The following is a 21,100-nucleotide window of genomic DNA, read 5'->3' as shown; positions in this document are numbered from 1 at the left end:
CGTCTCGTTGCAAGTCCGCCGCAGGCTTCCGACAATGGCCGTGCTCGAGACTTCTCGCTACGGCTCCCCTAATGACGGCTAGCTTCGCATACTTGCGGCGATCCCTGTATGGCATCGCCTGTTTCATGGTCCTTTCCTCTCCGGCTGCCGCCCAGGTGGCACCGGAGCTCACCGCCGCCGAACAGGCCGTGCAACGCGCCACCCAGGCCGATGCCGACCAATACGCCCCGGATCTGGTCAACCTGGCCCGCCAGGAATTGATGCAGGCCCAGCAGGCGCAACTGGACAAGCGCCAGCGCAAGCAAGTGCCCCAGATCGCCTTGCGCGCCGCCGCCGACGCCGACCTGGCCAAGGCCCGCAGCGAAGAAGCGGTGGTCACCGCTCAACTGGAACAGCGCAGGAAGGAAGTGGCGCAGTTGCAGAACACCCTCAATACCGGGGAGGGCGGCCGATGAAACTGCGCCCCGTGCTTTATCTCGGTGTGTTGAGCCTGGTCACGTTGCCGCCGCTGGCGATGGCGGCCAAGGACGACCCGCAGGCCGACGCGCTCAACCGGCGCCTGGCCGCACTACAGAACGACCCGCAGACCAATGATCTGGCGCGCTTTGAGCGGCTGCAGGCGCAGCAAAGCGTGGCTGCGCTGGCCGAGGCCAAACGCCGCGACCGCGACGAGCTGGTGTTTCTGGCCGACCGGCGGGTCGAAATCGCCGAACTCACCGCCCGTACCGCGCTGGCGCGGCGCGAATTGGACCGCCTGGAAGGCACGCGCAACGACTTGCTGATCGAAGCCAGTCGCCGCGATGCCGCACGGGCGCGCCAGGAAGCCGAACGCCTGCGCGTGCAGGCGCAGATCCAGGCCGAGGCCGCCGAGCAGGCACGCCAGGCCGCCGAACAGGAAGCGCTCGCCCGCCAGGACGCCGAGCTGGCGTTGACCAGCGTGGCCGGCAAGCAGACCGCCAAGCTCAACGCGGCCCAGCAGAAGGCGGTGCAACTGGCGCATGAGGAGGCCGAGCTGGTCGCCGGGGCCAAGCTGCCGGCCGCCAAGTTCGACAGCCGCGGCGAAGTGTTTTCCCTGGGCAGTGGCGCCTTCGGTGGCAAGGCGGCGTTGTCCGGGGATGCCGCCGGGCAGGCCAAGGCATTGGCCGAATATCTGAACATCGGCAAGAAGGGCCGGGTCAGCATCGTCGGCTTCGACACCGATGCAGCCATTGCCAAGAAGCGTGCCGAAGCACTGCGCGATGCGTTGGTGGCAGGCGGCGTGTCGGCCTCGCGGCTGCAGGTCACCGGCACCAAAGGCGCGGCCAGCAAGACCCGCGCGGCCGAGGTCGTTGTCGCGCCCTGATGTCATTTGTTGCAAGTGATTGGAAGTTAAGGTCTTTTAACCCGTGCATGACGCCTGGTTGAACCGCGGTCACTGATTGAGGCAGGGAACGGCAAATGCGGCCGTTTCGGTCTTGAACCCCCTGGGCGACCGGCGTAGGGTCGTACCTCCGGGCAGCAACTCCGCGGCCCGGGAAGTACGGAGGGCCGGGCCAGTGATGCAGAGGCACGCAACGAGACAACATGGTGGAGCAGTTGTTGGTGGTTCCGCCGGTGTGTCGGCCTTTGCAACGCGTTGGTCTTCCATCCCCAAGCTGCGCCCCGTGCCTTCGCTGGCCGGGGCGTTCTTGTTTTAAGTGAAGGAGGTAACGCCATGTTCGAAGGGCAACCGCAGACCGAAATCGACGCATTGATGAAGTCCGATCCCCAGTTCAAGCAGCTCTACCAACGCCACAAGCTATTGAACAAGAAATGCATGGATGCCGAACTCGGGGTGCTCCCGATCGACGACGTGACCTTGGGCCAGATGAAGCGCGAGAAGTTGCAGGCAAAAGAAAAGCTCACCCGGATGTACGACCAGCTCACCCACTGATCCTTCCCCACCGTTAGAACAAGTTCACCGTCGCGGGCGGTGGCGGCCTCCTCGTCGGCTTGCCACCGTCCGCGTCTTTAGTTGGAGCGGCGTTTGCTGGCGGAGGGCACATCGGCGAACGGTTGAGCCTGTTCGTTCATCGGCCTGTGCAATCGGTTCAATGCTGAATGAGCATTCCCCGGCGGTTCGTCGGATAATGACCGGTCTAGCCCGCGTGGCGCAGCGACGATATCCCGATGGCGATTCATTCCTCCGTACTCGAACTGATTGGCAACACGCCGATCGTCAAGGCCCAGCGCCTGGACACCGGCGTCTGCGAGCTGTTCCTCAAGCTGGAGGCGAATAATCCTGGCGGATCGATCAAGGACCGCATCGGTCTGTCGATGATCGAAGCGGCCGAGCAGCGCGGCGATCTCAAGCCCGGCGCTACCCTGGTGGAGGGTACCGCCGGCAACACCGGTCTGGGCTTGGCCCTGGTGGCGCAGCAGAAGGGCTACCAGTTGATCCTGGTGGTGCCGGACAAGATGAGCCGCGAGAAGATCTTCAATCTCAAGGCCATGGGCGCCAACGTGGTGCTGACCCGCTCGGATGTGGCCAAGGGCCACCCCGAGTACTACCAGGACCTGGCTGCCAGGATCGCAGCCGAGACTCCCGGCGCCTACTTCATCAACCAGTTCGGCAACCCGGACAACCCGGCCGCGCACGAATTCGGCACCGGCCCGGAAATCCTGGCGCAGATGGGCGGCCAACTGGACGCCATCGTGTTCGGTTGCGGCAGCTCCGGCACCATGACCGGCCTGTCGCGCGCCTTCGCCAGCGCCTCGCCGCACACCGAACTGGTATTGGCCGACCCGGTCGGCTCGATCCTGACCCAGTACATCGAAGAGGGCACGGTCAGCGAAAAGTCCGGCAGCTGGTTGGTCGAAGGCATCGGCGAGGATTTCCTGCCGGATATCTCCGACTTTTCGCGGGTCAAGAAGGCCTATTCCATCAGCGACGCGGAAAGCTTCCATACCGCGCGCGAGCTGCTGGCCAAGGAGGGCATCCTCGGCGGCTCGTCCACCGGCACCCTGCTGGCCGCGGCGCTGAAGTATTGCCGCGAGCAGACCACGCCCAAGCGCGTGCTGGTGTTCGTCTGCGATACCGGCAACAAGTATCTGTCGAAGATGTACAACGACTACTGGATGCTCGACAACGGCTTTTTGGAGCGCCCGCAACATGGCGATCTGCGCGACCTGATCCTGCGCCCTTACAACAAGCGCGACACCGTGGTGGTGGGCCCGAAGGATCTGCTGACCACCGCCTACCAGCGCATGAAGCTGTACGACGTCTCGCAGTTGCCGGTGATCGATGAAGGCGAGCTGGTGGGCATCGTGGACGAAAGCGACGTGCTGCTGCATGTCTATGGCGACGAATCCCGTTTCCGCGACCCGATTTCCACTGCCATGGTCAGCAAGCTGGATCGTCTGGACGTCGCGTCGCCGATCGAAGCGCTGCTGCCGGTGTTCGACCGTGGCCAGGTCGCCATCGTCATGGACGGCACGCAATTTCTTGGCTTGATCACCCGCATCGACCTGCTCAACTACCTGCGCCGTCGCGTGCAGTGATCGTGCAGTAATCCGGCACTGCCGCGCGCTCGGATGAGACGCGCGGCACGGGCCATTCAGACCTGCTTGTTACAATCGCCCACTTTTTCGGGAACCTCCATGTCCAATCGCACCACTCATAGCCATGACGGCGAGCGCGCGCTGTCGCTTGCAACGCTGGCGATCCATGGAGGGCAGTCGCCAGATCCGAGCACCGGCGCGGTGATGCCGCCGATCTATGCGACGTCCACCTATGCGCAGTCCAGCCCCGGCGAGCACCAGGGCTTCGAATATTCGCGCACCCACAACCCCACGCGCTTCGCCTACGAGCGTTGCGTTGCCGCGCTGGAAGGCGGTACGCGCGCATTTGCGTTCGCTTCCGGCATGGCTGCCACCTCGACGGTGATGGAGTTGCTGGATGCCGGCAGCCACGTGGTGGCGATGGACGACCTGTACGGCGGCACCTTTCGCCTGTTCGAGCGCGTGCGCCGTCGCACCGCCGGCCTGGATTTCAGCTTCGTCGACCTGACCGACCCGGCCGCTTTCGAAGCTGCAATCCGCCCCGACACCAAGATGGTGTGGATCGAAACCCCGACCAACCCGATGCTCAAGCTGGTCGATATCGCTGCCATTGCAGCGATTGCGCGCAAGCACGGCCTGTTGATCGTGGTCGACAACACGTTCGCTTCCCCGATGCTGCAGCGCCCGCTCAGCCTGGGTGCGGATATCGTCGTGCACTCGGCCACCAAGTATCTCAACGGTCACTCGGACATGGTCGGCGGCATCGCGGTGGTTGGCGACAACGCCGAGCTCGCCGAGCAGATGGCGTTCCTGCAGAACTCCATCGGCGGCGTCCAGGGCCCGTTCGACAGCTTCCTCGCCCTGCGCGGCCTCAAGACCCTGCCGCTGCGCATGCGCGCGCATTGCGAGAATGCCCTGGCGCTCGCGCAATGGCTGGAAACGCACCCCGCCATTGAAAAGGTGATTTACCCCGGCCTGGCCTCGCACCCGCAGCACGCGCTCGCCAAAAGCCAGATGTCCGGCTTCGGCGGCATCGTCTCCATCGTCCTCAAGGGCGGCTTCGACGCAGCCAAGCGTTTCTGCGAAAAGACCGAATTGTTCACCCTGGCCGAATCGCTCGGCGGCGTGGAAAGCCTGCTCAACCATCCCGCCGTCATGACCCACGCCTCCATTCCGGTTGCCCGCCGTGACCAGCTTGGTATCAGCGATGCGCTGGTGCGGTTGAGCGTGGGGATTGAAGATGTGGGGGATTTGCGTGGGGATTTGGAGTGGGCGCTTGGTGCAGCTGTAAAGGGAACGGATCAAAATGCGTAATCCCTTGTCCGTGCTGTCGGCTGTTCACAGTCTGCGGCAGCACCGAAAGCTCATCTACCAATTGGCCAAGCGTGAAGTGCTCGGGCGCTACCGTGGCTCCATCGTCGGCCTCGCTTGGTCATTTTTTAATCCGTTGCTGATGCTCGCTGTGTACACCTTCGTCTTTTCCTACGTGTTCAATGCACGCTGGGCTGGGGCGGCGCAAGGTAGTCGCTCCGAGTTCGCGATAGTCTTGTTTGCCGGCATCATGGTCCACGCTTTCCTTACCGAGTGCATCAGTAAAGCGCCCAACTTGGTGCTGGGGAACGCGAGTTACGTAAAGAAGGTGGTGTTTCCACTTGAAATTCTGACTTGGTCTGCAGTGGCATCGGCATTCTTCCACATGCTGATTACCTTGGCAGTCCTGCTTATTGCGCAATATTTGCTGCTCGGACGATTGCCGCTGACCGTGTTCTATTTCCCATTGGTTATTTTCCCACTAGTGTTGGTCTCAGCTGGTGTCACTTGGTTCTTTGCGGCACTAGGCGTGTATTACCGTGATATCGGCCAGATCACCGGGCTATTGGCCACCGTGTTGTTGTTCATGAGCCCCGCGTTATATCCGGTCTCTTCGTTGCCGCCCAGCATGCAGAAGCTGATTTATCTCAATCCGCTTACTTTCATTATCGAACAATCGCGCAATGTGCTGATGTGGGGCTTGCCGCCTGATTGGTCCGGGCTGTTGAAGTACTTCATCGGAAGCGTGGTACTCGCCTACCTTGGTTACTACTGGTTCCAGCTGGTCCGTCGCGGATTCGCGGACGTTGTTTGAACAGTTGTATCCGTATTTTGACATTGAACTAAGGGCTCCCCCATGCCGGAATTGGCGATCCAGGTTTCTGGCGTTTCCAAGTGCTACCAGGTCTACGATAAGCCGCACGACCGGATCAAGCAGGCTGTCGTGCCGCGCATGCGTCGCGCGGTTGGCCTAGACGCCAATCGATATTTCAAGGAGTTCTGGGCGCTGCACGATCTTTCTTTCGAGGTCCGCAGGGGCGACACGGTCGGCATCATCGGGCGGAATGGCTCAGGCAAGTCGACCCTGTTACAGATGATCTGCGGCACACTCACGCCCACTACTGGCGACATCAAGGTAAAAGGACGCGTGGCTGCGCTGTTAGAACTCGGCGCAGGTTTCAATCCCGAGTTCACTGGGCGCGAAAACGTGTTCATGAGTGCTGCCATCCTTGGGCTAAGCCACGAGCAGGTGGTCGAGCGCTTTGATCGGATCGTAGCGTTCGCCGACATCGGCGATTTCATCGATCAACCTGTCAAGGTGTATTCCAGTGGTATGTACGTGCGTCTGGCGTTTGCGGTGATCGCGCACGTCGATGCCGATATCCTAGTGGTCGACGAGGCGCTCGCCGTCGGCGATGCGGTGTTCGTGCAGAAATGCATGCGCTTTCTGCGCTCTTTTCGCGAGCGCGGCACGTTGTTGTTCGTCAGTCATGACACCAACTCGGTGCTAAGCTTTTGCCAGTCCGCGATTTGGCTGGACAAAGGCGTGATGCGCATGCACTCCAGTGCGCAGGAAACCACTCAGGCTTACATCGAGTATTGTGCCCAGGAAAGTTATGGCGATGAGGTAAAGCTGCAGGCGCTGGATCGTCGGGAAATCAAAGGCAACACATCTCCCAGCGGACGAGCACCGATCAAAACCGTGGAAGAAGTCACGCTGGAGATGTTTGACAACATTGCCCATTCGGATGGATGGAAGTCAGGCGAGGCCAGTATTGAAGGTGTCTCGTTGACCAACATCGACGATCCCTCCCGGCCCTTCTTCTATGGTGGCGAGCATGTTCTGCTGCGGATTTCCGCACAGGTCCACCGAGACATGACTAGCCCGATTATTGGATTTTTCGTCAAGGACAATCTCGGACAGTCCTTGTTTGGTGAGCATACCTATACCCATGTGCAGCCACCGATGGATTTGAAAGCCGGGCAAGCAGTGGAGGCCGAGTTCGAGTTTTATCTGCCATTACTGCCGAATGGCGACTACTCAATGACGGTATCCATCGCAGAGGGCGACCCGGTGACAAACACCCAGCATCACTGGCTGCACGATGCAGTGATCTTGAAGGTGTCCTCGCCGACCTTGCGTTATGGATTGGTCGGCATTCCGTTTGACCGTGTGCAGATGCAGGTGGTGGACAACCCGTGAGTGAATACGCAAGCCAGATTGCTCCGTTGCTGAGCGAGGATCCGCGCATACAGGTCGGCCGCTTTACCTACGGGAACCCGCAGTTCAAGGTGTGGAGCGATAACGAGTCGGTGAGTATTGGGGCGTTTTGCTCGATTGCGGAAGAAGTTGTCATCTTCGGTGGTGGGGAACATCGCAGCGAATGGGTGACGACATTTCCCTTGCGCATTGCGTTCGGTGATCCTCTCGCCGGGCGTGACGGTCATCCGGCGACCAAGGGGCCGACGCGGATTGGCAACGATGTATGGATCGGCTATGGCGCGACCATTCTTTCCGGCGTGACTGTGGGGGACGGCGCCATCGTTGGTGCGCGCGCGGTGGTGACGCGCGACGTGGCGCCGTATGCGGTAGTGACCGGCAATCCCGCACGCCAGGTGAAAATGCGTTTTACGCCCTCACAGGTCGAGACGTTGATGCGTATCCGCTGGTGGGATTGGCCGATCGAGGAGATCCATGCGCGGCAGTCCGATCTTTGTGGCGGCAGCGTGGAAGCGTTCGTCCAGCAATTTCGTTGAATCAGACGGCACCTGGGCCACCGGCCTTGTTGCTCCAGACAAGATTTATGAGGCCATGATGATTAGCGTTACCATCAACAACTCGATGTTCATGCAGCCGCGCAACACGCCTGAAAGCGCGTGGTTGGGGCATATCCCGTTTGCAGCCTGGCTGGTTGAACTCGTGCGCCCAGATATTCTTGTGGAGTTGGGAACGCACCGTGGCGCCTCCTACTTGGCGTTCTGTCAGGCTGTCCAGGCTTGCGCGGCTCCGACACGATGCTATGCGGTCGACACGTGGCAAGGTGATGAGCACGCTGGCGAATACGGCGATGAAGTCTTCCTGCCGTTGTTGGATTACCACCAACGCAACTATGCAGATTTCTCCCGCCTCATGCGCATGCGCTTTGAGGAAGCTGTGGAATATTTCGACGACGGTACTGTCGACGTATTGCATATCGATGGCCTGCACACATATGAAGCGGTTCGAAACGATTTCGAGACATGGCAGGCCAAGCTTTCCAAGCGCGCAGTCGTCTTGTTTCATGACATCAATGTGCGGGAACGTGGCTTTGGCGTCTGGAAGTATTGGGACGAGATGCAAGCCCAATATCCTTCATTCGCTTTCACCCACACGCATGGCTTGGGAGTGTTGCTCGTTGGTCCCGAGCAGCCCCAGCCGTTGTTAGACCTGTGTCGTCTGGATGCTGCTAACGGAGATGCAGTGCTTGGTAATAGGTTGTTCGATCAACTCGGTAAGTTGATCGGGGCCAATATCGATATAGGAACTTTGGCTCGAGAGCAAGGGCGTCTCATCGGCTTGATTAATGAGCATCAAGCTGCACGCCAGATACTTAATCAAGAGATAGTCGATCTTAAGGCGAATCTTGAACAGCGGACAGATGCCCTGCACAAGGCAGCTTTGCTTGGCGAGCAACTAAGTCAAACTCAGGAGATCCTTGCCTCGCGTGAAAAGGATAACCAAGAATTGAATGCATCGTTGCTGTCCATGGCAAGAGAACTGGAGCGGATGCGAGGATCATTGAACTGGCGGTTGATGGGGCCATTCCGGCGGGTACGTAGATTATTCGGTTGATTTGAATCTGATTACCCACCACCACACGGCGAATTGGTATGTTCCGATGAAGCAATGGCGCGTTTTGATCCTCGATACCAAACGGAGCAACCCGAATCACTACATCTGCTTGGCCATGGCCAGAGCCTTGGCCGAAGTGGACGCCGTTCAGTGCGTGGTGCGTGCAGACTACGCCGAGGCAGTCCTGGCGGCACAGCGTAGCGCTTGCAATCTCTTCATCGCCTTCGACGGCGAAGAGCTGGACCGTCCAATCGTCGAACGCATCGCCCAAGTATGCGGACGCAGCGTACTTTGGGTTACTGAGGATCCTTACGAACGCAGTATCAACATCGCTAATGCGGATCTTTTCGATCTGATATTCACCAATGACTCCGGAAGTGTATCTGGATATGGCAGTAAGGGTGTGTCGCTGCCGTTGGCAGCTGATCCACGCTTCCATTTTCATTCCATTCCCGATGACCATGACGATGCCCACTATCTGTACGATCTGTTTTTCGCGGGTACGGCATGGCCCAATCGCTCCGAATTCCTGGCGGGCCTGCAGTCAGCGATTCCAGAGATTAATCTGAAGTTAGCGTTGCCTGCGAATCCGTATATTCCGGCGCCTAAGCTCGGCATGGATCCCAGTGCCTACGACTGGCGCACGCCAAATACTGAGTTTGCCCGATTCGCCAACCGGAGCCGTTCTGTTCTTACGTTACATCGTGCCTTCTCCTCCTCTGGCAACGATCCGGTCGCGCATACGCCTGGTCCGCGCTTCTTTGAGGTCGCGCTGGCGGGTGGATTCCAGCTGGTCGATATCTCTATTCCCGAGATTCGGGTTCAGGACTATTATCAAGAAGGCCTAGACTACGTTGGTTTCGACAGTCCTGTAGATTGTATTGAGAAACTCAGGCACTACCTAGCCCATCCTGAGCAGCGCCTAGCGGTCGCCCGATCGGCGCAGGCGAAGACGTTGAAGCAACATTTATACTTTCACCGGGTGGAGTATCTGCTATCTTGCGTGGACGCTTTGCAGCGTGAGCCGGAGTCGATCGCGAAGACTGAAGGGGCTTCTCCACTGGCTCGCCGCAAAATACTGGTGGTGTCGCATAACATCCTTGGAGTAGCGCCTTACGGAGGCGTGGAGGTCTATCAAGAGTCAGTGCGCCAGGCATTGGCCGATGATATTGAGTTCCTGTTCTACACGCCCGAACGTAGCGTCCAGCCTAGCGGCCGCCGCTATACATTGCGCAACGAGGCACTGGAAGTCATCGAAACCTTCGACTTTGATGCGGGACTGGACGAGGCCGCGTTGACCTGCCCGCTACGAGAGGAAGCTTTCTCCGGACTACTGTACAAGTACGGAATTGAACTGGTGCACTTCCAACACTTGATCGGACATCCGCCTTCGATCGGTCTGTTGCCCGCTGCTCTAGGGTTACGTTGTATCTTCAGTCTCCACGATTACCATGCCGTATGTTCTCGGTTCAATCTGCTCGATTATCGTGAGGTGTATTGCAATATTCCCTCGCTGCCGATCGAAACCTGCGATGTCTGCCTAAACGCTTCGCGAGGTGCCGACAGCGGCAGCCAAGCACGCCGCCGCGCCTTCTTCAGTCGCGTGTTGGAGCACATGGACGTGCTGCACGTAAATACGCTTGGAGTGGCTGCGCTCTACCGGCGCATGTATCCGGGACTATCGGATTCCGGGCGTCTTCGCGTCAACGCGGTGCCCATGCCCAAAAATGACGAAATCGCCGCTGTGCCATTGCCGCAATTGCGTCAGGGCAGGCTTCGGATTGCTATACCCGGCAACTTCACTCGCAATAAAGGCGGCAACGAGCTGATTCATGTGCTCAATCAACTGCGCTACGACGACGTGGAAATTAGCATCGTGGGGCCGGTTCCTGCCGAATACCAGACGATTCTGGAACTTTTGAAGATTCCCAATCTGAAGCTGCATGGTGCCTACAAGCCGGGGACTCTGAAGCAGATCCTGGCAGGCCATGACCTATCGATCCATTTCTCGATTTGGCCCGAAACCTACTGCATCAGCCTGTCCGAAGCGTGGTCTGCTGGAGTGGTGCCGATAGTTTCTGATATTGGTGCCTTGGGAGAGCGGGTGGTCCACGGGGAAAATGGCTACGTCATTCCGGTCAGCGAAGCCGGTAGTATGGTGTTCCTAATCCGCCAACTGATTACCGACCGCTCCGGTTTAGAAGCCATACGTACTCGCGTGTTGGCAATGACCACGCAACATCATGATGAACATATGCGGTGGCTGCGGGATGTGTATACCGAACTACTGCCGCTGCAGCCCTTCGTGCAGCGTACGCAAAATTATCAGCGCGGCAATACCATTCGAGATCTGGGAATTTTGCTGGTTAAGCCGAATTGGGTGATCCCGCCGCGTGCAGCTAGCGTCGCCGATGGAGGCAGTGGCCCGGTCCCAGTTCTTCCTCTAGGCCTCGTAGGAAAGGTGTACCGCTTCTATAAGAAAAATGGACTTGGCCATACGATCGCGAGAGTTCTGCAGGGAATCGCGCGACGCCTCGGAGGAGTGCGAGCATGAGTGTTTCTGCGCAAAAGATCTTGGTCAGCGGGGCGTCTCCTGATAACCAGAATCGCAATGTCGTTCTGCGCGACTATGTGACAGAGGGGTTCGCGCAGTTGCCGCAGGTAGCGCAAGCGTTAGCTACCCCGCTTGAGTTTGCCGCCGAGCGCGCGATTGAATTACAGCCAGACGTGGTTGTCTGTTTTGGTTCGTGCATGCCTGACGATGCCGAGTATGCCCATCTCCGCCGCTATTGCACCCAGGCTGGCGCGCCTATGGTGTTCTGGCTGCACGACGACCCCTATGAATTTGATTACAACTACAAGATCCGTGACGTTGCAGATATAGTCTTCAGCAATGACCGCTGGTGCGCAGAGCACTACGCACACCCGTTTGCAAGGCACCTGCCTCTGGCCGCAAGCCAGCAAGCACATTGGCGTCCCGTCAGCACTGATAAGGACATCAACATTTTTTTCTGCGGCGTCGCCTTCGCTAACCGCAAGCGCCTCTTGGGCGACCTGCGCAAGACTCTGCAGTCGCACGACGCGATGATTCTTGGGGATGGCTGGCCGAACGAGCTTGCGTTCTGCAGTAATCGTCGACTGCCCAATGATCAGCTATCCGACCACTATGCGCGGTCCTGGGTGACGCTCAACATGGGCCGTGATTTCAATTACGCCAATGATCGCTTCAAGCTCGAGCCTTCCACGCCCGGGCCGCGGACCTTCGAGGCTGCCATGGCCGGAACCACCCAGGCATTCTTCGTCGAGAGCCTGGAGATTACCGATTATTATCAGCCGAACAGCGAGATTTTGCTCTACAACTCGGCTGTTGAGTTTGCACACCTAATGGAGCAAGTGCTGACCGACAAGCCCGGGTGTATGCGTATCGCCGAGGCAGCACAACAGCGTACGATTGCCGAGCACACTTATAGGGCTCGTGCGCAGAGTATTCTGGACACCATCCACGAGTGGCGAGCGTCTGGCCATTAATTCGAAGCATTAAATGGAGCGAGATTACGGCTCTCGGTGTGCTTCAGCTACTTCGGTACGCGATCCTCAATGACTCCGATTTTCGGATCGCGCATCAGTGTCCAGACTTCTTGGTTGGCGCTCGGCGCCAGTTGGATGCCAACATCATGCCCGGCCAGCGGCGCAAGATTCAGTTCGACGCGTGTCCATTCGGTCTGTTTATCCAGACTGGGAACGAAGACAGCCTGAAGAGGCGGTTGCCCCTCTACCCTGGCAAATATGCGGAATTTCACCTCGGTTGCTCGATCACGAGGCCATTCCGGGTGAACACGTACTTCGGCGATAAAACGGCTGCGCCGCGTGACTGGTACATGATCGAAACGCAACCATTGTCCTGTATTAATCCAGGATTCGTAATGAGATGGCGGCTCTCTATCCGGGCGATTAATGCCAATTATCTCTTTGTCTGGTCGATTTATTCCAAGGATAGCGCCGCCATTTCGATAAGCCGAAATACGGGTCCAGCGGCTTAGATCGATTTTTTCGCCATTTTCTATGAAGCCGCCGTCGCGGCTAACATGATAGACCAATCTTGGCGCTACTAATGCGCACGCTGCAAGGAAGCCCAATGCAGCGGCCGTGCAAGAGTTAGGGGTTAGCCACAAGTGCTGCTTACTCATCGAATAGCGCCCGAAAATTTGCCTGGCTTGGACGGTCGCCATCTCATGGGCCAAGCAATAATGGTCGCGACGATCAACAAGCTTGGCACTATCACGGCAAGGTAATAAGCATGAAATTCCCCGGCGTAGCGTCCAGGAGGATAACGCCAGAAATAAATCATCAAGTACTCGGCAATCATGCCCAATGCAATGGTCGTCATCGTGCGCTCTCCCAGCGAGCTTAACCCTATGCTGAATGAGATGAGTACCGGGATGGCTGAAAACATCATGATAATAAGGAGGAAAAGGTCATCGCGCCTGTAAAGACCAAGTCCCGGAATTAATGGTAGCAGGAACAAGACAATTAGCGCCAAGCGTGGAAGCCACCGTTCTGAGTGGCCATGGAGCAGGCCGCGCAGTGTGACGACGCCTCCAATCAGTCCCAAAGCAAACCATGTACGCATGTGCTGCGTATAGAAAAGTGTCTCACCAAGAGTGCGCCAGCTGATCGCCTCATTAGATAGGCGATAGTTGAGAATCATGTCGAGCGTCTCGATCGGCAGAATGCCCTTGATCATGTTCATCCATGGCAGGACCGCAATATTTGCTGCATTTGTCGAAGAGTAGAACTCTTGCGCGATCTGCTCAGCGGTGTGGTCCAGCCCATAGGCAACTTGTACGTTGTATAGATAATACATGCGCAGGGGCGTAGCTCCTCCGACAATGTGCTCTGCGGCGAACCAGGCGATCGGCACGGCCGCGCAGGCGAACGGGAGGGCAGCTAGGCGTGGCCAAGTGATCCCAAATTTGTCTCTTTGGACCAAAAGAATGAGGATGAGTGCGCCGCCAAATGAAAGGTGCGCCCAAAGGAATGATCCATGCGCAAGGAAGGATGCCCCGCTAAGTAATATCGCAATGATCCAGTTTTGCCGCAATGCTTGGCTGCAGGCCAGGTGTACGAGCGAGAGTGCCAGCAATTTCGGCCACAACCCGATCGTGTTGAAAACCAGGAAGGGAGATGCCAGAAGCAGCATGCTGATGATCAACGTGCTGCGTCCATTGCTAAAGCGCTCCACCACGTTTAGGAGGCTCAGTGCAGCAATCGAGTTGATCGCTATCCACAGATTTGTATAGGCGAATGCTGTTAACTCGCTATAGTCATAGAACTTGGGCTGGAAATGGATGCCGAATGCAGGCAGCGTTCCAGCAGTAACGATGCCGCCCAAGAATGGCCTGTCAAAGAGAGCAAACTGCCCAGCACTTATGAGTTGATGACCAAACAGCAAATACTGAGCCTGAAATGCCGATTGTGGCGAATCGCCCGGAGTAACGTTGGTGAGCGAAAAGATGCGACGCCCCCCCGATTTTGAGTAGCACCTCAGTTTGGAGTCCAATTCCCTAACTCGAGGAGATTGGACGTGAAGAAGCGTTTTTCTGAAGAACAGATCATCGGCTTCCTGCGCGAAGCTGATGCCGGTGTGGCGATCAAGGACCTGTGCCGGCGGCATGGCTTCAGCGAGGCTTCCTATTATCTGTGGCGCAGCAAGTTCGGCGGGATGAGCGTGCCCGATGCCAAGCGGCTCAAGGACCTTGAGTCCGAGAACGCGCGGCTGAAGAAGTTGCTGGCCGAGCAGCTGTTCGAGAACGACCTGATCAAGGATGCACTGCGAAAAAAGTGGTGAGCGCACCGGCGCGTCGCATGCTGGTGCGCGAGTGGATCGGGCGTGGTGCCAGCGAGCGTCGTGCGTTGGCAGTGATCGGCATGAGCGCCAGTGCGCTGCGATATTGCCCGCGCGAAGATCGCAACGTCGAACTGCGCGAACGCATCTGTGCGTTGGCGCATCGCCATCGCCGTTATGGTGTGGGGATGATCTATCTCAAATTACGACAGGAAGGACGCATCGTGAACTACAAGCGTGTGGAGCGGTTGTACCGCGAGCAGCAGCTGCAGGTCCGGCGCCGCAAGCGCAAAAAGGTGCTGATAGGAGAGCGTCAGCCGCTGCTGCGGCCATCGCAGGCCAATCAGGTGTGGTCGATGGATTTCGTGTTCGACCGCAGCGCCGAAGGCCGAGTGATCAAGTGTCTGGTGATCGTGGACGATGCAACCCACGAAGCGATCGCCATCGAGGTGGAGCGCGCAATCTCGGGCCATGGCGTGACACGCGTGCTGGATCGGCTGGCGCACAGTCGCGGCTTGCCACAGGTGATCCGCACAGATAACGGCAAGGAGTTTTGCGGCAAAGCGATGGTGGCCTGGGCACATGCGCGTGGCGTGCAGTTACGGCTGATCCAGCCTGGCAAGCCAAACCAGAACGCCTACGTCGAATCGTTCAATGGCCGGCTGCGCGACGAATGCCTCAACGAGCACTGGTTCCCAACCCTGCTGCATGCGCGTACCGAGATCGAACGCTGGCGACGCGAATACAACGAGGAGCGACCCAAGAAGGCCATTGGCGGCATGACGCCATCTGCGTATGCCCAACAGCTGGCCAACACCGATATCATCAACCCCGGACTCTAAACCCGGCCGCTACTCAGAGCGGGGGGACGTCGGTAGCCGCCTACAAAGCAAGTTGCTACTCAATTATAGAGGACAGTACGTCAGGTGCGTGGAATTCGCTTCATCATCTACCAGTCAATCAAATTCGCAATGAAATCCTCGAAATTGTTTTATCCTTAACCTGAGGAGCAGCCGCGGGTGCTGTGGAGTCGCTGCGAATGGGGTACAGATGATGATGGCAGTGCTGGTTGCATTGGGGCTTGTTGTACTGACCGCCGTGTTAGTGATCTTACTCGGCGGTGCGCTGCTCTCTTGCTCGGCAAGTGGGCGCTCGCTCAAGGGGCTGGAGCTCCTTGCCTACTCCATTGGGTTCGGAATCCTGGGGCTAGCCATTCTGGGCATTGGCACTGTGTCCGTGTCTTGGGACTATGAGCTCAATGCGTGGTTGCTGCTGTCTGCCACTGTGGCGGTGTCCCTTATGCAGTGGCGCCGATCACGAATCTTCTCCCGTCTATTCGGATCCGGTGCTGGTGAAGGGGCGTTTCAATCCAGGCTCGCTGCGCTTGGCTGGTTACTGATGGCAGTCATCCCGATGTTGATGACATTTCTGCCGATCAAGATGCCTTCAGAACTCCCCGATGGCGCTTACGTGATCAAGAACGATCATCTGCATGTCAAAGTGCAGGTGATGCTTGGGGCATTCCCAGCCGACAATTTCATTCCCTTTGCCGCAACCGAGTATCTACTGCGCGATATTTCCTTTGCGGAGGAGCGACCGTTGATGCCGGGGCAGGAACTTGCCAACCGGCCGATCTTGATGTCGCTAGTGGCCGTGCCGCTGCGAGCGGCACTGGATGCGCCACAAAAAATAGATGGACCATTGCCGACGTTTCGTTATGTCGGCAGGCAATGGCCTGACGTGGGCCGTTTCGGCGACGATCGTAGCTACCGCCGATTTCTGGCGGTATCCTTGGTTCTGAATGCATCGCTTTTTGTCGGCGCTGCATTGCTCTTCCAGTATTTCGGGCTGCGGCGGGGTTACTGGGTTGCGGGTTTGCTAGTCTTCGGCAGTAGTCCTTATTTTGTCGCACAGACGCTATTCGCCTGGCCAAAATCGCTCGCCGCTTTTTTCTTAGTGCTGAGCGCTTTTACCCTGCTGGTGCGCGAACGTACCTGGGTGGCAGGTACGTTGGGGGCCTTGGCTTACTGGTCGCATCCGTATGCCGTGGTATTTCTCGGTGCGTTTGGTTTGTATCTCTTGATCCGGGAGCGCAACGACACGAATCCTAGCCGTGGACTGTTGCCATTTGCAGTAGTTGCTGTTGGAGGCCTTGCGTTATGGTGGCTGTGGGCGAACTGGTACTTGCAATTGTCATCGGATTTGGTCGAGCAAAATCTTAGCGTAGGTGCCAGCTTGGCATCACATGCGGAAGCGCGCTTCATCAACTTACTCAACGCGATCGCACCCATCAGCTTCCGCGTCCTGCCATCAGCTGACGATCTGGTGCAGGCGTCGCTGCATGGTATTGCCGGCGCGGTTGGGATATTGCTATTGCCTCAAGCCGCATTTGCGTCTGTGCAATGCATTCGCCAACGTTCCAAAGAGTTTGTATTGTTGCTGGCACTGCCTTCGGCACTGCTGATCGGTATATTCAGCGTACTGAGCATTCCGGCAGTTCATGGCCTTCAGGCGGTATCCGTAGCGCTGTTGATGCTCTCTTTGCGCTGGATGCAGCAGAGAAATCTTTCTTCATTGATACTGGCCTGCGTCACGGGGCAGATTGTGATCAATATCGCCTTGTTACTGCACCGCGGTCACGCGTTGTTGTTCGGCTGAGCCGTTTTTTCGGAGGAATCATGCGTAAACACCTTATTGTCAGCCTCTTGCTGTTCTCGTTGGCGGCTTGTCACCAACATCCTCCCCGCGACTGCCAGCTTGGCGGCAATGTGCAGGTGCAAGTGCGCTCGCCACTCGACGATTCTTCCAATCGATCCATTCGGCTCTCTGCAGGTGAGACGATTCGTGGAACGTTCTCTCCTGCCGGGGCATTGCGTGTTGATGCCATTGCGGTGCAGATTGGAAATGGCGGAGGGGCTGCAGATGGCGAAGTGGAATTCCGGCTCTGCCAGGATGGCCGCTGTGTCGAGGGTAAAGCTCCGCTGCAGGGTTCGAAGGACAACGATTACCTGGAGATTGGATTACGTTCTAATCTTGGGGTGACGTTCGAAGGAGGCATAATCAGCTTCGAGTTCAAAAGGCTATCCGGTACTAAGGAAATGGTGGCTTGGATCTATCCGGGTATTGGGCGTCAGACTGGATTAACGTTGACTGCAGGTAGCACCGCTGAAACGTTGAACCTAATGCTTCGGCAGCACTAGCCTTCAGCACGACAGGCGTGCCGACCCTCCCGTCACCGTCTTCATTCACCTTTTTTTTGGAATTTCACGCAGTCGCGTCGACGTCCCCCCGCTCTGAGTAGCGGCCGGGTTTAGAGTCCGGGGTTGATGATATCGGTGTTGGCCAGCTGTTGGGCATACGCAGATGGCGTCATGCCGCCAATGGCCTTCTTGGGTCGCTCCTCGTTGTATTCGCGTCGCCAGCGTTCGATCTCGGTACGCGCATGCAGCAGGGTTGGGAACCAGTGCTCGTTGAGGCATTCGTCGCGCAGCCGGCCATTGAACGATTCGACGTAGGCGTTCTGGTTTGGCTTGCCAGGCTGGATCAGCCGTAACTGCACGCCACGCGCATGTGCCCAGGCCACCATCGCTTTGCCGCAAAACTCCTTGCCGTTATCTGTGCGGATCACCTGTGGCAAGCCGCGACTGTGCGCCAGCCGATCCAGCACGCGTGTCACGCCATGGCCCGAGATTGCGCGCTCCACCTCGATGGCGATCGCTTCGTGGGTTGCATCGTCCACGATCACCAGACACTTGATCACTCGGCCTTCGGCGCTGCGGTCGAACACGAAATCCATCGACCACACCTGATTGGCCTGCGATGGCCGCAGCAGCGGCTGACGCTCTCCTATCAGCACCTTTTTGCGCTTGCGGCGCCGGACCTGCAGCTGCTGCTCGCGGTACAACCGCTCCACACGCTTGTAGTTCACGATGCGTCCTTCCTGTCGTAATTTGAGATAGATCATCCCCACACCATAACGGCGATGGCGATGCGCCAACGCACAGATGCGTTCGCGCAGTTCGACGTTGCGATCTTCGCGCGGGCAATATCGCAGCGCACTGGCGCTCATGCCGATCACTGCCAACGCACGACGCTCGCTGGCACCACGCCCGATCCACTCGCGCACCAGCATGCGACGCGCCGGTGCGCTCACCACTTTTTTCGCAGTGCATCCTTGATCAGGTCGTTCTCGAACAGCTGCTCGGCCAGCAACTTCTTCAGCCGCGCGTTCTCGGACTCAAGGTCCTTGAGCCGCTTGGCATCGGGCACGCTCATCCCGCCGAACTTGCTGCGCCACAGATAATAGGAAGCCTCGCTGAAGCCATGCCGCCGGCACAGGTCCTTGATCGCCACACCGGCATCAGCTTCGCGCAGGAAGCCGATGATCTGTTCTTCAGAAAAACGCTTCTTCACGTCCAATCTCCTCGAGTTAGGGAATTGGACTCCAAACTGAGGTGCTACTCAAAATCGGGGGGGCGTCGGTCCAAGCACAAGCATCTGACGAATGAACCAGTACTGCTCATCAGCGCCAAACCAACCCGACTGCACGAACTCCAAGATGAAGAACACAGGTGTGAAGTGGCCGTTGCGAGCATGCGTCAATAAGGGCTTGATGAAATCGGAATGGTCGCCATGCGCCCAGGCCTGCGCAATGAACAAGCCCGACTCAGCCTTAAACGGCGTTATGTTGAGCCCGACCAGGTGGCTGTATGCCGCAATGAGCAAGGAGGAGACAATGAACGCGATGACAACGTGCCAGGTGTTGACCGCTTTGTTTGCGCCATTGAAATGCTCGCTGGGAATCATGTCGTATGGAGTGCTTGTCATTGAGTGGAGCAGAAAGGTTGGAACGCTGGCTTGGGGTGTGCGGCGTTATCAGCTGCGGAACGATAGTCGTTTGTGACCGATGTAACTGGTGAGCACTGGAGTGGCGACGCCGATGGCGTGCGCAATGGTCTCCGCGCCCCGAGTGATGCCCAGCAAGGGCAGGAGCCAACGCGCCAGCAGTAGGCTGACGCAGAAGGTTTGCAAGAGCGCAATAGCGTTAACCACGAGAAACCACATCACTTGCGAATGCGCCGCGTTACTGGTGTCCTTGAAGGCAAGTTTTCGCATCAGCACGAATGCCACGACAAGGCCAACCATGAAGCCCAAAACGATCGCAAGTGAATATGGCAACCACTGGCTGAAGAGGATACGCGAACAGAAATTGGCAGCGGCGGCGACGCCACCGGATACGATAAACATGAAAAAGCGTTTGCTGATCACGGCTGGCCTGCTGCAGTTTCGGCCAGCGTGGTGCCGACCGCCAGGCTTTCGGAAATCGAGCGGTCCTCAGGATAGTAATACGCTGTATCGGCCATATAGAAGCCGGTCAATGGTGTCTTCATCGCCGGCAGCATGTCCTGAAACCCTGGGGGACAGATGGTCTGCGCAAATTCATAACGGTGGCAGTGCGTTGCTAAGACCCATTCTGATTTGAATGCGGGGTTGATTCTAGGTAGATAGCTGATGACTTCATCGATCAGCTGCTGATTGCTCCATTGCCATTTCGGGTGTGTTTTGGGCATGTAGTAGGGCGCGTACAAGATCTTTTGCGTCGGATCCTTGCCCGGGTTGAGATTGCTGTATTCGATGACGCCCGGAATAGCAATGCCGTCATCGCTGATATTCATCCAGAAATTTTCGCTGATCGGTTGGCTAAGCTTGAGAATGACGCATGCGACCGGAATGTTCTCGATTCGGCATATGGAATCAGCGAATGCCGTAGGTAGTCCCGGAACCATCGCCGGCACGTACTGAATCGGTGCGGTTGAGATCACCGCATCGTATGCATGGAATTGATTGCCAACGCGAATGCCGGAGACCTTGCCGGCTTCTGAAACTACTTCATCGATCGGCTGGCTGAGCAAGATACGACCGCCACGGCGCTGGATCTCGGCCATCATCGTATCCAGCAAAATGGCCGAGCCGCCTTCAAGATAACCCAGGCTCTCGTTGAACAGATTGCGCCGAGAGAGTGCAATGCGTTTGATGCGCGTGCCGATCCAAGACGCCGACAGGTCGTTGGCGTACTCGAAAAACTTCAGTCCGAACGCTTTCTCCCACATGACCTTATAGGCTTTCTTGCCGATCCAGCCTGTAATCCAGTCGCGTGCGTTCTCCTTGTCGAGCGCCGACCAGTCGGAGATGCTTTTGGTGTGCATCACGTGCAATGCATAGCGCAGCTTACTGATCGGGCCCAAATGAGGGAAGCTAAGCAAGGCGAACGGTGATCCCCATTTATACAGTCGGCCATCGTAGAAATAGCCCATCTTGGTGTCAGTCCATTTCAGTTTATCGGCCATGCCAAGACGATCGAGCAACTTGAACAGCGGGTAGTCGGTTTTGCAGATGAAATGGTAATAGCGCTCGATGGAAAGGCCGTCGAAGTCAAATGCTGCCGACATGCCGCCGATGCGGTCGTCGCGTTCATAGATATCGACCGCATGACCACGGTCCAGAAGTTCGAGTGCGGCCATCAGGCCCATAGGGCCACTACCGATGATTGAATACTTGCTCATGTTTACCTTGGAGATGATGGATGACAGCCA

Annotated in this window: 20 protein-coding genes; 14 read left to right on the top strand and 6 right to left on the bottom strand. The window is 57.5% G+C overall.

The features are described from left to right. Positions 1-71 precede the first annotated feature (71 nt). The 11 genes from ACCQ16_RS17255 to ACCQ16_RS17205 all read left to right on the top strand — a co-directional run bounded on the left by ACCQ16_RS17255 (position 72) and on the right by ACCQ16_RS17205 (position 12,190). Positions 72-455: a DUF4398 domain-containing protein gene (locus ACCQ16_RS17255; RefSeq protein WP_005914753.1), complete on the top strand. Its 384-nt coding sequence runs from the start codon at positions 72-74 to the stop codon at positions 453-455. Continuing rightward, the gene (locus ACCQ16_RS17250) at positions 452-1,342 is read left to right on the top strand and encodes an OmpA family protein (RefSeq protein WP_277573194.1); all 891 of its coding nucleotides are present in this window, start codon (positions 452-454) and stop codon (positions 1,340-1,342) included. Before ACCQ16_RS17255 ends, ACCQ16_RS17250 begins: the two co-directional genes overlap by 4 nt. A 351-nt stretch (positions 1,343-1,693) precedes the next feature. Beyond that, entirely contained in the window at positions 1,694-1,912 is a 219-nt protein-coding gene (locus ACCQ16_RS17245; RefSeq protein WP_003484103.1) for an HP1242/YdcH family protein, read from the top strand. Positions 1,913-2,148: 236 nt separating this feature from the next. Further along, entirely contained in the window at positions 2,149-3,519 is a 1,371-nt protein-coding gene (locus ACCQ16_RS17240) for a pyridoxal-phosphate dependent enzyme (protein WP_029820309.1), read from the top strand. 99 nt (positions 3,520-3,618) lie between these two features. Beyond that, positions 3,619-4,833, top strand: coding sequence for a cystathionine gamma-synthase (locus ACCQ16_RS17235; RefSeq protein ID WP_277573193.1), 1,215 nt, complete (start codon positions 3,619-3,621; stop codon positions 4,831-4,833). Further along, on the top strand, positions 4,826-5,644 hold the full coding sequence (locus ACCQ16_RS17230; protein WP_218502234.1) for an ABC transporter permease: 819 nt from the start codon (positions 4,826-4,828) through the stop codon (positions 5,642-5,644). The genes ACCQ16_RS17235 and ACCQ16_RS17230 overlap by 8 nt, the downstream gene beginning before the upstream one ends. A gap of 42 nt (positions 5,645-5,686) precedes the next feature. After that, positions 5,687-7,033: an ABC transporter ATP-binding protein gene (locus tag ACCQ16_RS17225; protein WP_218502233.1), complete on the top strand. Its 1,347-nt coding sequence runs from the start codon at positions 5,687-5,689 to the stop codon at positions 7,031-7,033. Continuing rightward, positions 7,030-7,587: a CatB-related O-acetyltransferase gene (locus tag ACCQ16_RS17220; RefSeq protein WP_218502232.1), complete on the top strand. Its 558-nt coding sequence runs from the start codon at positions 7,030-7,032 to the stop codon at positions 7,585-7,587. Before ACCQ16_RS17225 ends, ACCQ16_RS17220 begins: the two co-directional genes overlap by 4 nt. Beyond that, complete coding sequence (locus ACCQ16_RS17215) at positions 7,526-8,662, top strand: class I SAM-dependent methyltransferase (RefSeq protein WP_277573192.1); 1,137 nt, start codon at positions 7,526-7,528, stop codon at positions 8,660-8,662. The genes ACCQ16_RS17220 and ACCQ16_RS17215 overlap by 62 nt, the downstream gene beginning before the upstream one ends. Positions 8,663-8,708: 46 nt before the next feature. Then, entirely contained in the window at positions 8,709-11,216 is a 2,508-nt protein-coding gene (locus ACCQ16_RS17210) for a glycosyltransferase family protein (protein ID WP_506175231.1), read from the top strand. Next, the gene (locus ACCQ16_RS17205; RefSeq protein ID WP_218502229.1) at positions 11,213-12,190 is read left to right on the top strand and encodes a CgeB family protein; all 978 of its coding nucleotides are present in this window, start codon (positions 11,213-11,215) and stop codon (positions 12,188-12,190) included. The genes ACCQ16_RS17210 and ACCQ16_RS17205 overlap by 4 nt, the downstream gene beginning before the upstream one ends. A 47-nt stretch (positions 12,191-12,237) precedes the next feature. On the opposite strand, the gene ACCQ16_RS17200 is transcribed toward ACCQ16_RS17205, so the two are convergent. Both ACCQ16_RS17200 and ACCQ16_RS17195 read right to left on the bottom strand, forming a co-directional pair. Continuing rightward, complete coding sequence (locus ACCQ16_RS17200; protein WP_132718166.1) at positions 12,238-12,849, bottom strand: hypothetical protein; 612 nt, start codon at positions 12,847-12,849, stop codon at positions 12,238-12,240. After that, positions 12,846-14,222, bottom strand: coding sequence for a hypothetical protein (locus ACCQ16_RS17195; RefSeq protein WP_372380038.1), 1,377 nt, complete (start codon positions 14,220-14,222; stop codon positions 12,846-12,848). The genes ACCQ16_RS17200 and ACCQ16_RS17195 overlap by 4 nt, the downstream gene beginning before the upstream one ends. 24 nt (positions 14,223-14,246) lie before the next feature. On the opposite strand from ACCQ16_RS17195, the gene ACCQ16_RS17190 reads away from it, so the two are divergent. The 3 genes from ACCQ16_RS17190 to ACCQ16_RS17180 all read left to right on the top strand — a co-directional run bounded on the left by ACCQ16_RS17190 (position 14,247) and on the right by ACCQ16_RS17180 (position 17,707). Continuing rightward, positions 14,247-15,349 (top strand): IS3 family transposase gene (locus ACCQ16_RS17190; RefSeq protein ID WP_094030629.1). Its coding sequence is split into 2 segments (ribosomal slippage): positions 14,247-14,505 and positions 14,505-15,349, totalling 1,104 coding nucleotides; the frame shifts between segments, so codons are not numbered across the junction. 211 nt (positions 15,350-15,560) lie between these two features. Continuing rightward, the gene (locus ACCQ16_RS17185; RefSeq protein ID WP_277573456.1) at positions 15,561-17,165 is read left to right on the top strand and encodes a glycosyltransferase family protein; all 1,605 of its coding nucleotides are present in this window, start codon (positions 15,561-15,563) and stop codon (positions 17,163-17,165) included. Between the two features lie 20 nt (positions 17,166-17,185). Beyond that, positions 17,186-17,707: a hypothetical protein gene (locus ACCQ16_RS17180; protein ID WP_277573455.1), complete on the top strand. Its 522-nt coding sequence runs from the start codon at positions 17,186-17,188 to the stop codon at positions 17,705-17,707. Between the two features lie 110 nt (positions 17,708-17,817). Here the strand turns inward: ACCQ16_RS17180 and ACCQ16_RS17175 are convergent. The 4 genes from ACCQ16_RS17175 to ACCQ16_RS17160 all read right to left on the bottom strand — a co-directional run bounded on the left by ACCQ16_RS17175 (position 17,818) and on the right by ACCQ16_RS17160 (position 21,070). Continuing rightward, positions 17,818-18,920, bottom strand: a protein-coding gene (locus ACCQ16_RS17175) for an IS3 family transposase (protein WP_094030629.1) whose coding sequence is annotated in 2 segments (ribosomal slippage) — positions 17,818-18,662 and positions 18,662-18,920 — 1,104 coding nt in all. Because the reading frame shifts where the segments join, the coding sequence is not laid out codon by codon here. Positions 18,921-18,968: 48 nt separating this feature from the next. After that, the gene (locus ACCQ16_RS17170; RefSeq protein ID WP_372380036.1) at positions 18,969-19,334 is read right to left on the bottom strand and encodes a hypothetical protein; all 366 of its coding nucleotides are present in this window, start codon (positions 19,332-19,334) and stop codon (positions 18,969-18,971) included. A 48-nt stretch (positions 19,335-19,382) separates the two neighbouring features. Next, on the bottom strand, positions 19,383-19,775 hold the full coding sequence (locus ACCQ16_RS17165; RefSeq protein WP_218503231.1) for a GtrA family protein: 393 nt from the start codon (positions 19,773-19,775) through the stop codon (positions 19,383-19,385). Continuing rightward, on the bottom strand, positions 19,772-21,070 hold the full coding sequence (locus tag ACCQ16_RS17160; protein WP_218503232.1) for an NAD(P)/FAD-dependent oxidoreductase: 1,299 nt from the start codon (positions 21,068-21,070) through the stop codon (positions 19,772-19,774). The genes ACCQ16_RS17165 and ACCQ16_RS17160 overlap by 4 nt, the downstream gene beginning before the upstream one ends. Positions 21,071-21,100 lie beyond the last annotated feature (30 nt).

The sequence above is a fragment of the Xanthomonas sp. NCPPB 1062 genome, from assembly GCF_041481705.2.
Classification (GTDB): domain Bacteria; phylum Pseudomonadota; class Gammaproteobacteria; order Xanthomonadales; family Xanthomonadaceae; genus Xanthomonas; species Xanthomonas euvesicatoria.
The sequence above is the reverse complement of the archived record's forward strand: the minus strand, read 5'-3'. Positions and strand labels throughout refer to the sequence as shown.

Coding starts and splice junctions, on each gene's coding strand:
- ACCQ16_RS17255 (WP_005914753.1), top strand. CDS start 72: ATGACGGCTAGCTTCGCATACTTGCGGCGATCCCTGTATGGCATCGCC.
- ACCQ16_RS17235 (WP_277573193.1), top strand. CDS start 3,619: ATGTCCAATCGCACCACTCATAGCCATGACGGCGAGCGCGCGCTGTCG.
- ACCQ16_RS17240 (WP_029820309.1), top strand. CDS start 2,149: ATGGCGATTCATTCCTCCGTACTCGAACTGATTGGCAACACGCCGATC.
- ACCQ16_RS17250 (WP_277573194.1), top strand. CDS start 452: ATGAAACTGCGCCCCGTGCTTTATCTCGGTGTGTTGAGCCTGGTCACG.
- ACCQ16_RS17215 (WP_277573192.1), top strand. CDS start 7,526: ATGCGCGGCAGTCCGATCTTTGTGGCGGCAGCGTGGAAGCGTTCGTCC.
- ACCQ16_RS17170 (WP_372380036.1), bottom strand. CDS start 19,334: ATGACAAGCACTCCATACGACATGATTCCCAGCGAGCATTTCAATGGC.
- ACCQ16_RS17200 (WP_132718166.1), bottom strand. CDS start 12,849: ATGAGTAAGCAGCACTTGTGGCTAACCCCTAACTCTTGCACGGCCGCT.
- ACCQ16_RS17210 (WP_506175231.1), top strand. CDS start 8,709: ATGAAGCAATGGCGCGTTTTGATCCTCGATACCAAACGGAGCAACCCG.
- ACCQ16_RS17230 (WP_218502234.1), top strand. CDS start 4,826: ATGCGTAATCCCTTGTCCGTGCTGTCGGCTGTTCACAGTCTGCGGCAG.
- ACCQ16_RS17245 (WP_003484103.1), top strand. CDS start 1,694: ATGTTCGAAGGGCAACCGCAGACCGAAATCGACGCATTGATGAAGTCC.
- ACCQ16_RS17225 (WP_218502233.1), top strand. CDS start 5,687: ATGCCGGAATTGGCGATCCAGGTTTCTGGCGTTTCCAAGTGCTACCAG.
- ACCQ16_RS17185 (WP_277573456.1), top strand. CDS start 15,561: ATGATGGCAGTGCTGGTTGCATTGGGGCTTGTTGTACTGACCGCCGTG.
- ACCQ16_RS17180 (WP_277573455.1), top strand. CDS start 17,186: ATGCGTAAACACCTTATTGTCAGCCTCTTGCTGTTCTCGTTGGCGGCT.
- ACCQ16_RS17205 (WP_218502229.1), top strand. CDS start 11,213: ATGAGTGTTTCTGCGCAAAAGATCTTGGTCAGCGGGGCGTCTCCTGAT.
- ACCQ16_RS17160 (WP_218503232.1), bottom strand. CDS start 21,070: ATGAGCAAGTATTCAATCATCGGTAGTGGCCCTATGGGCCTGATGGCC.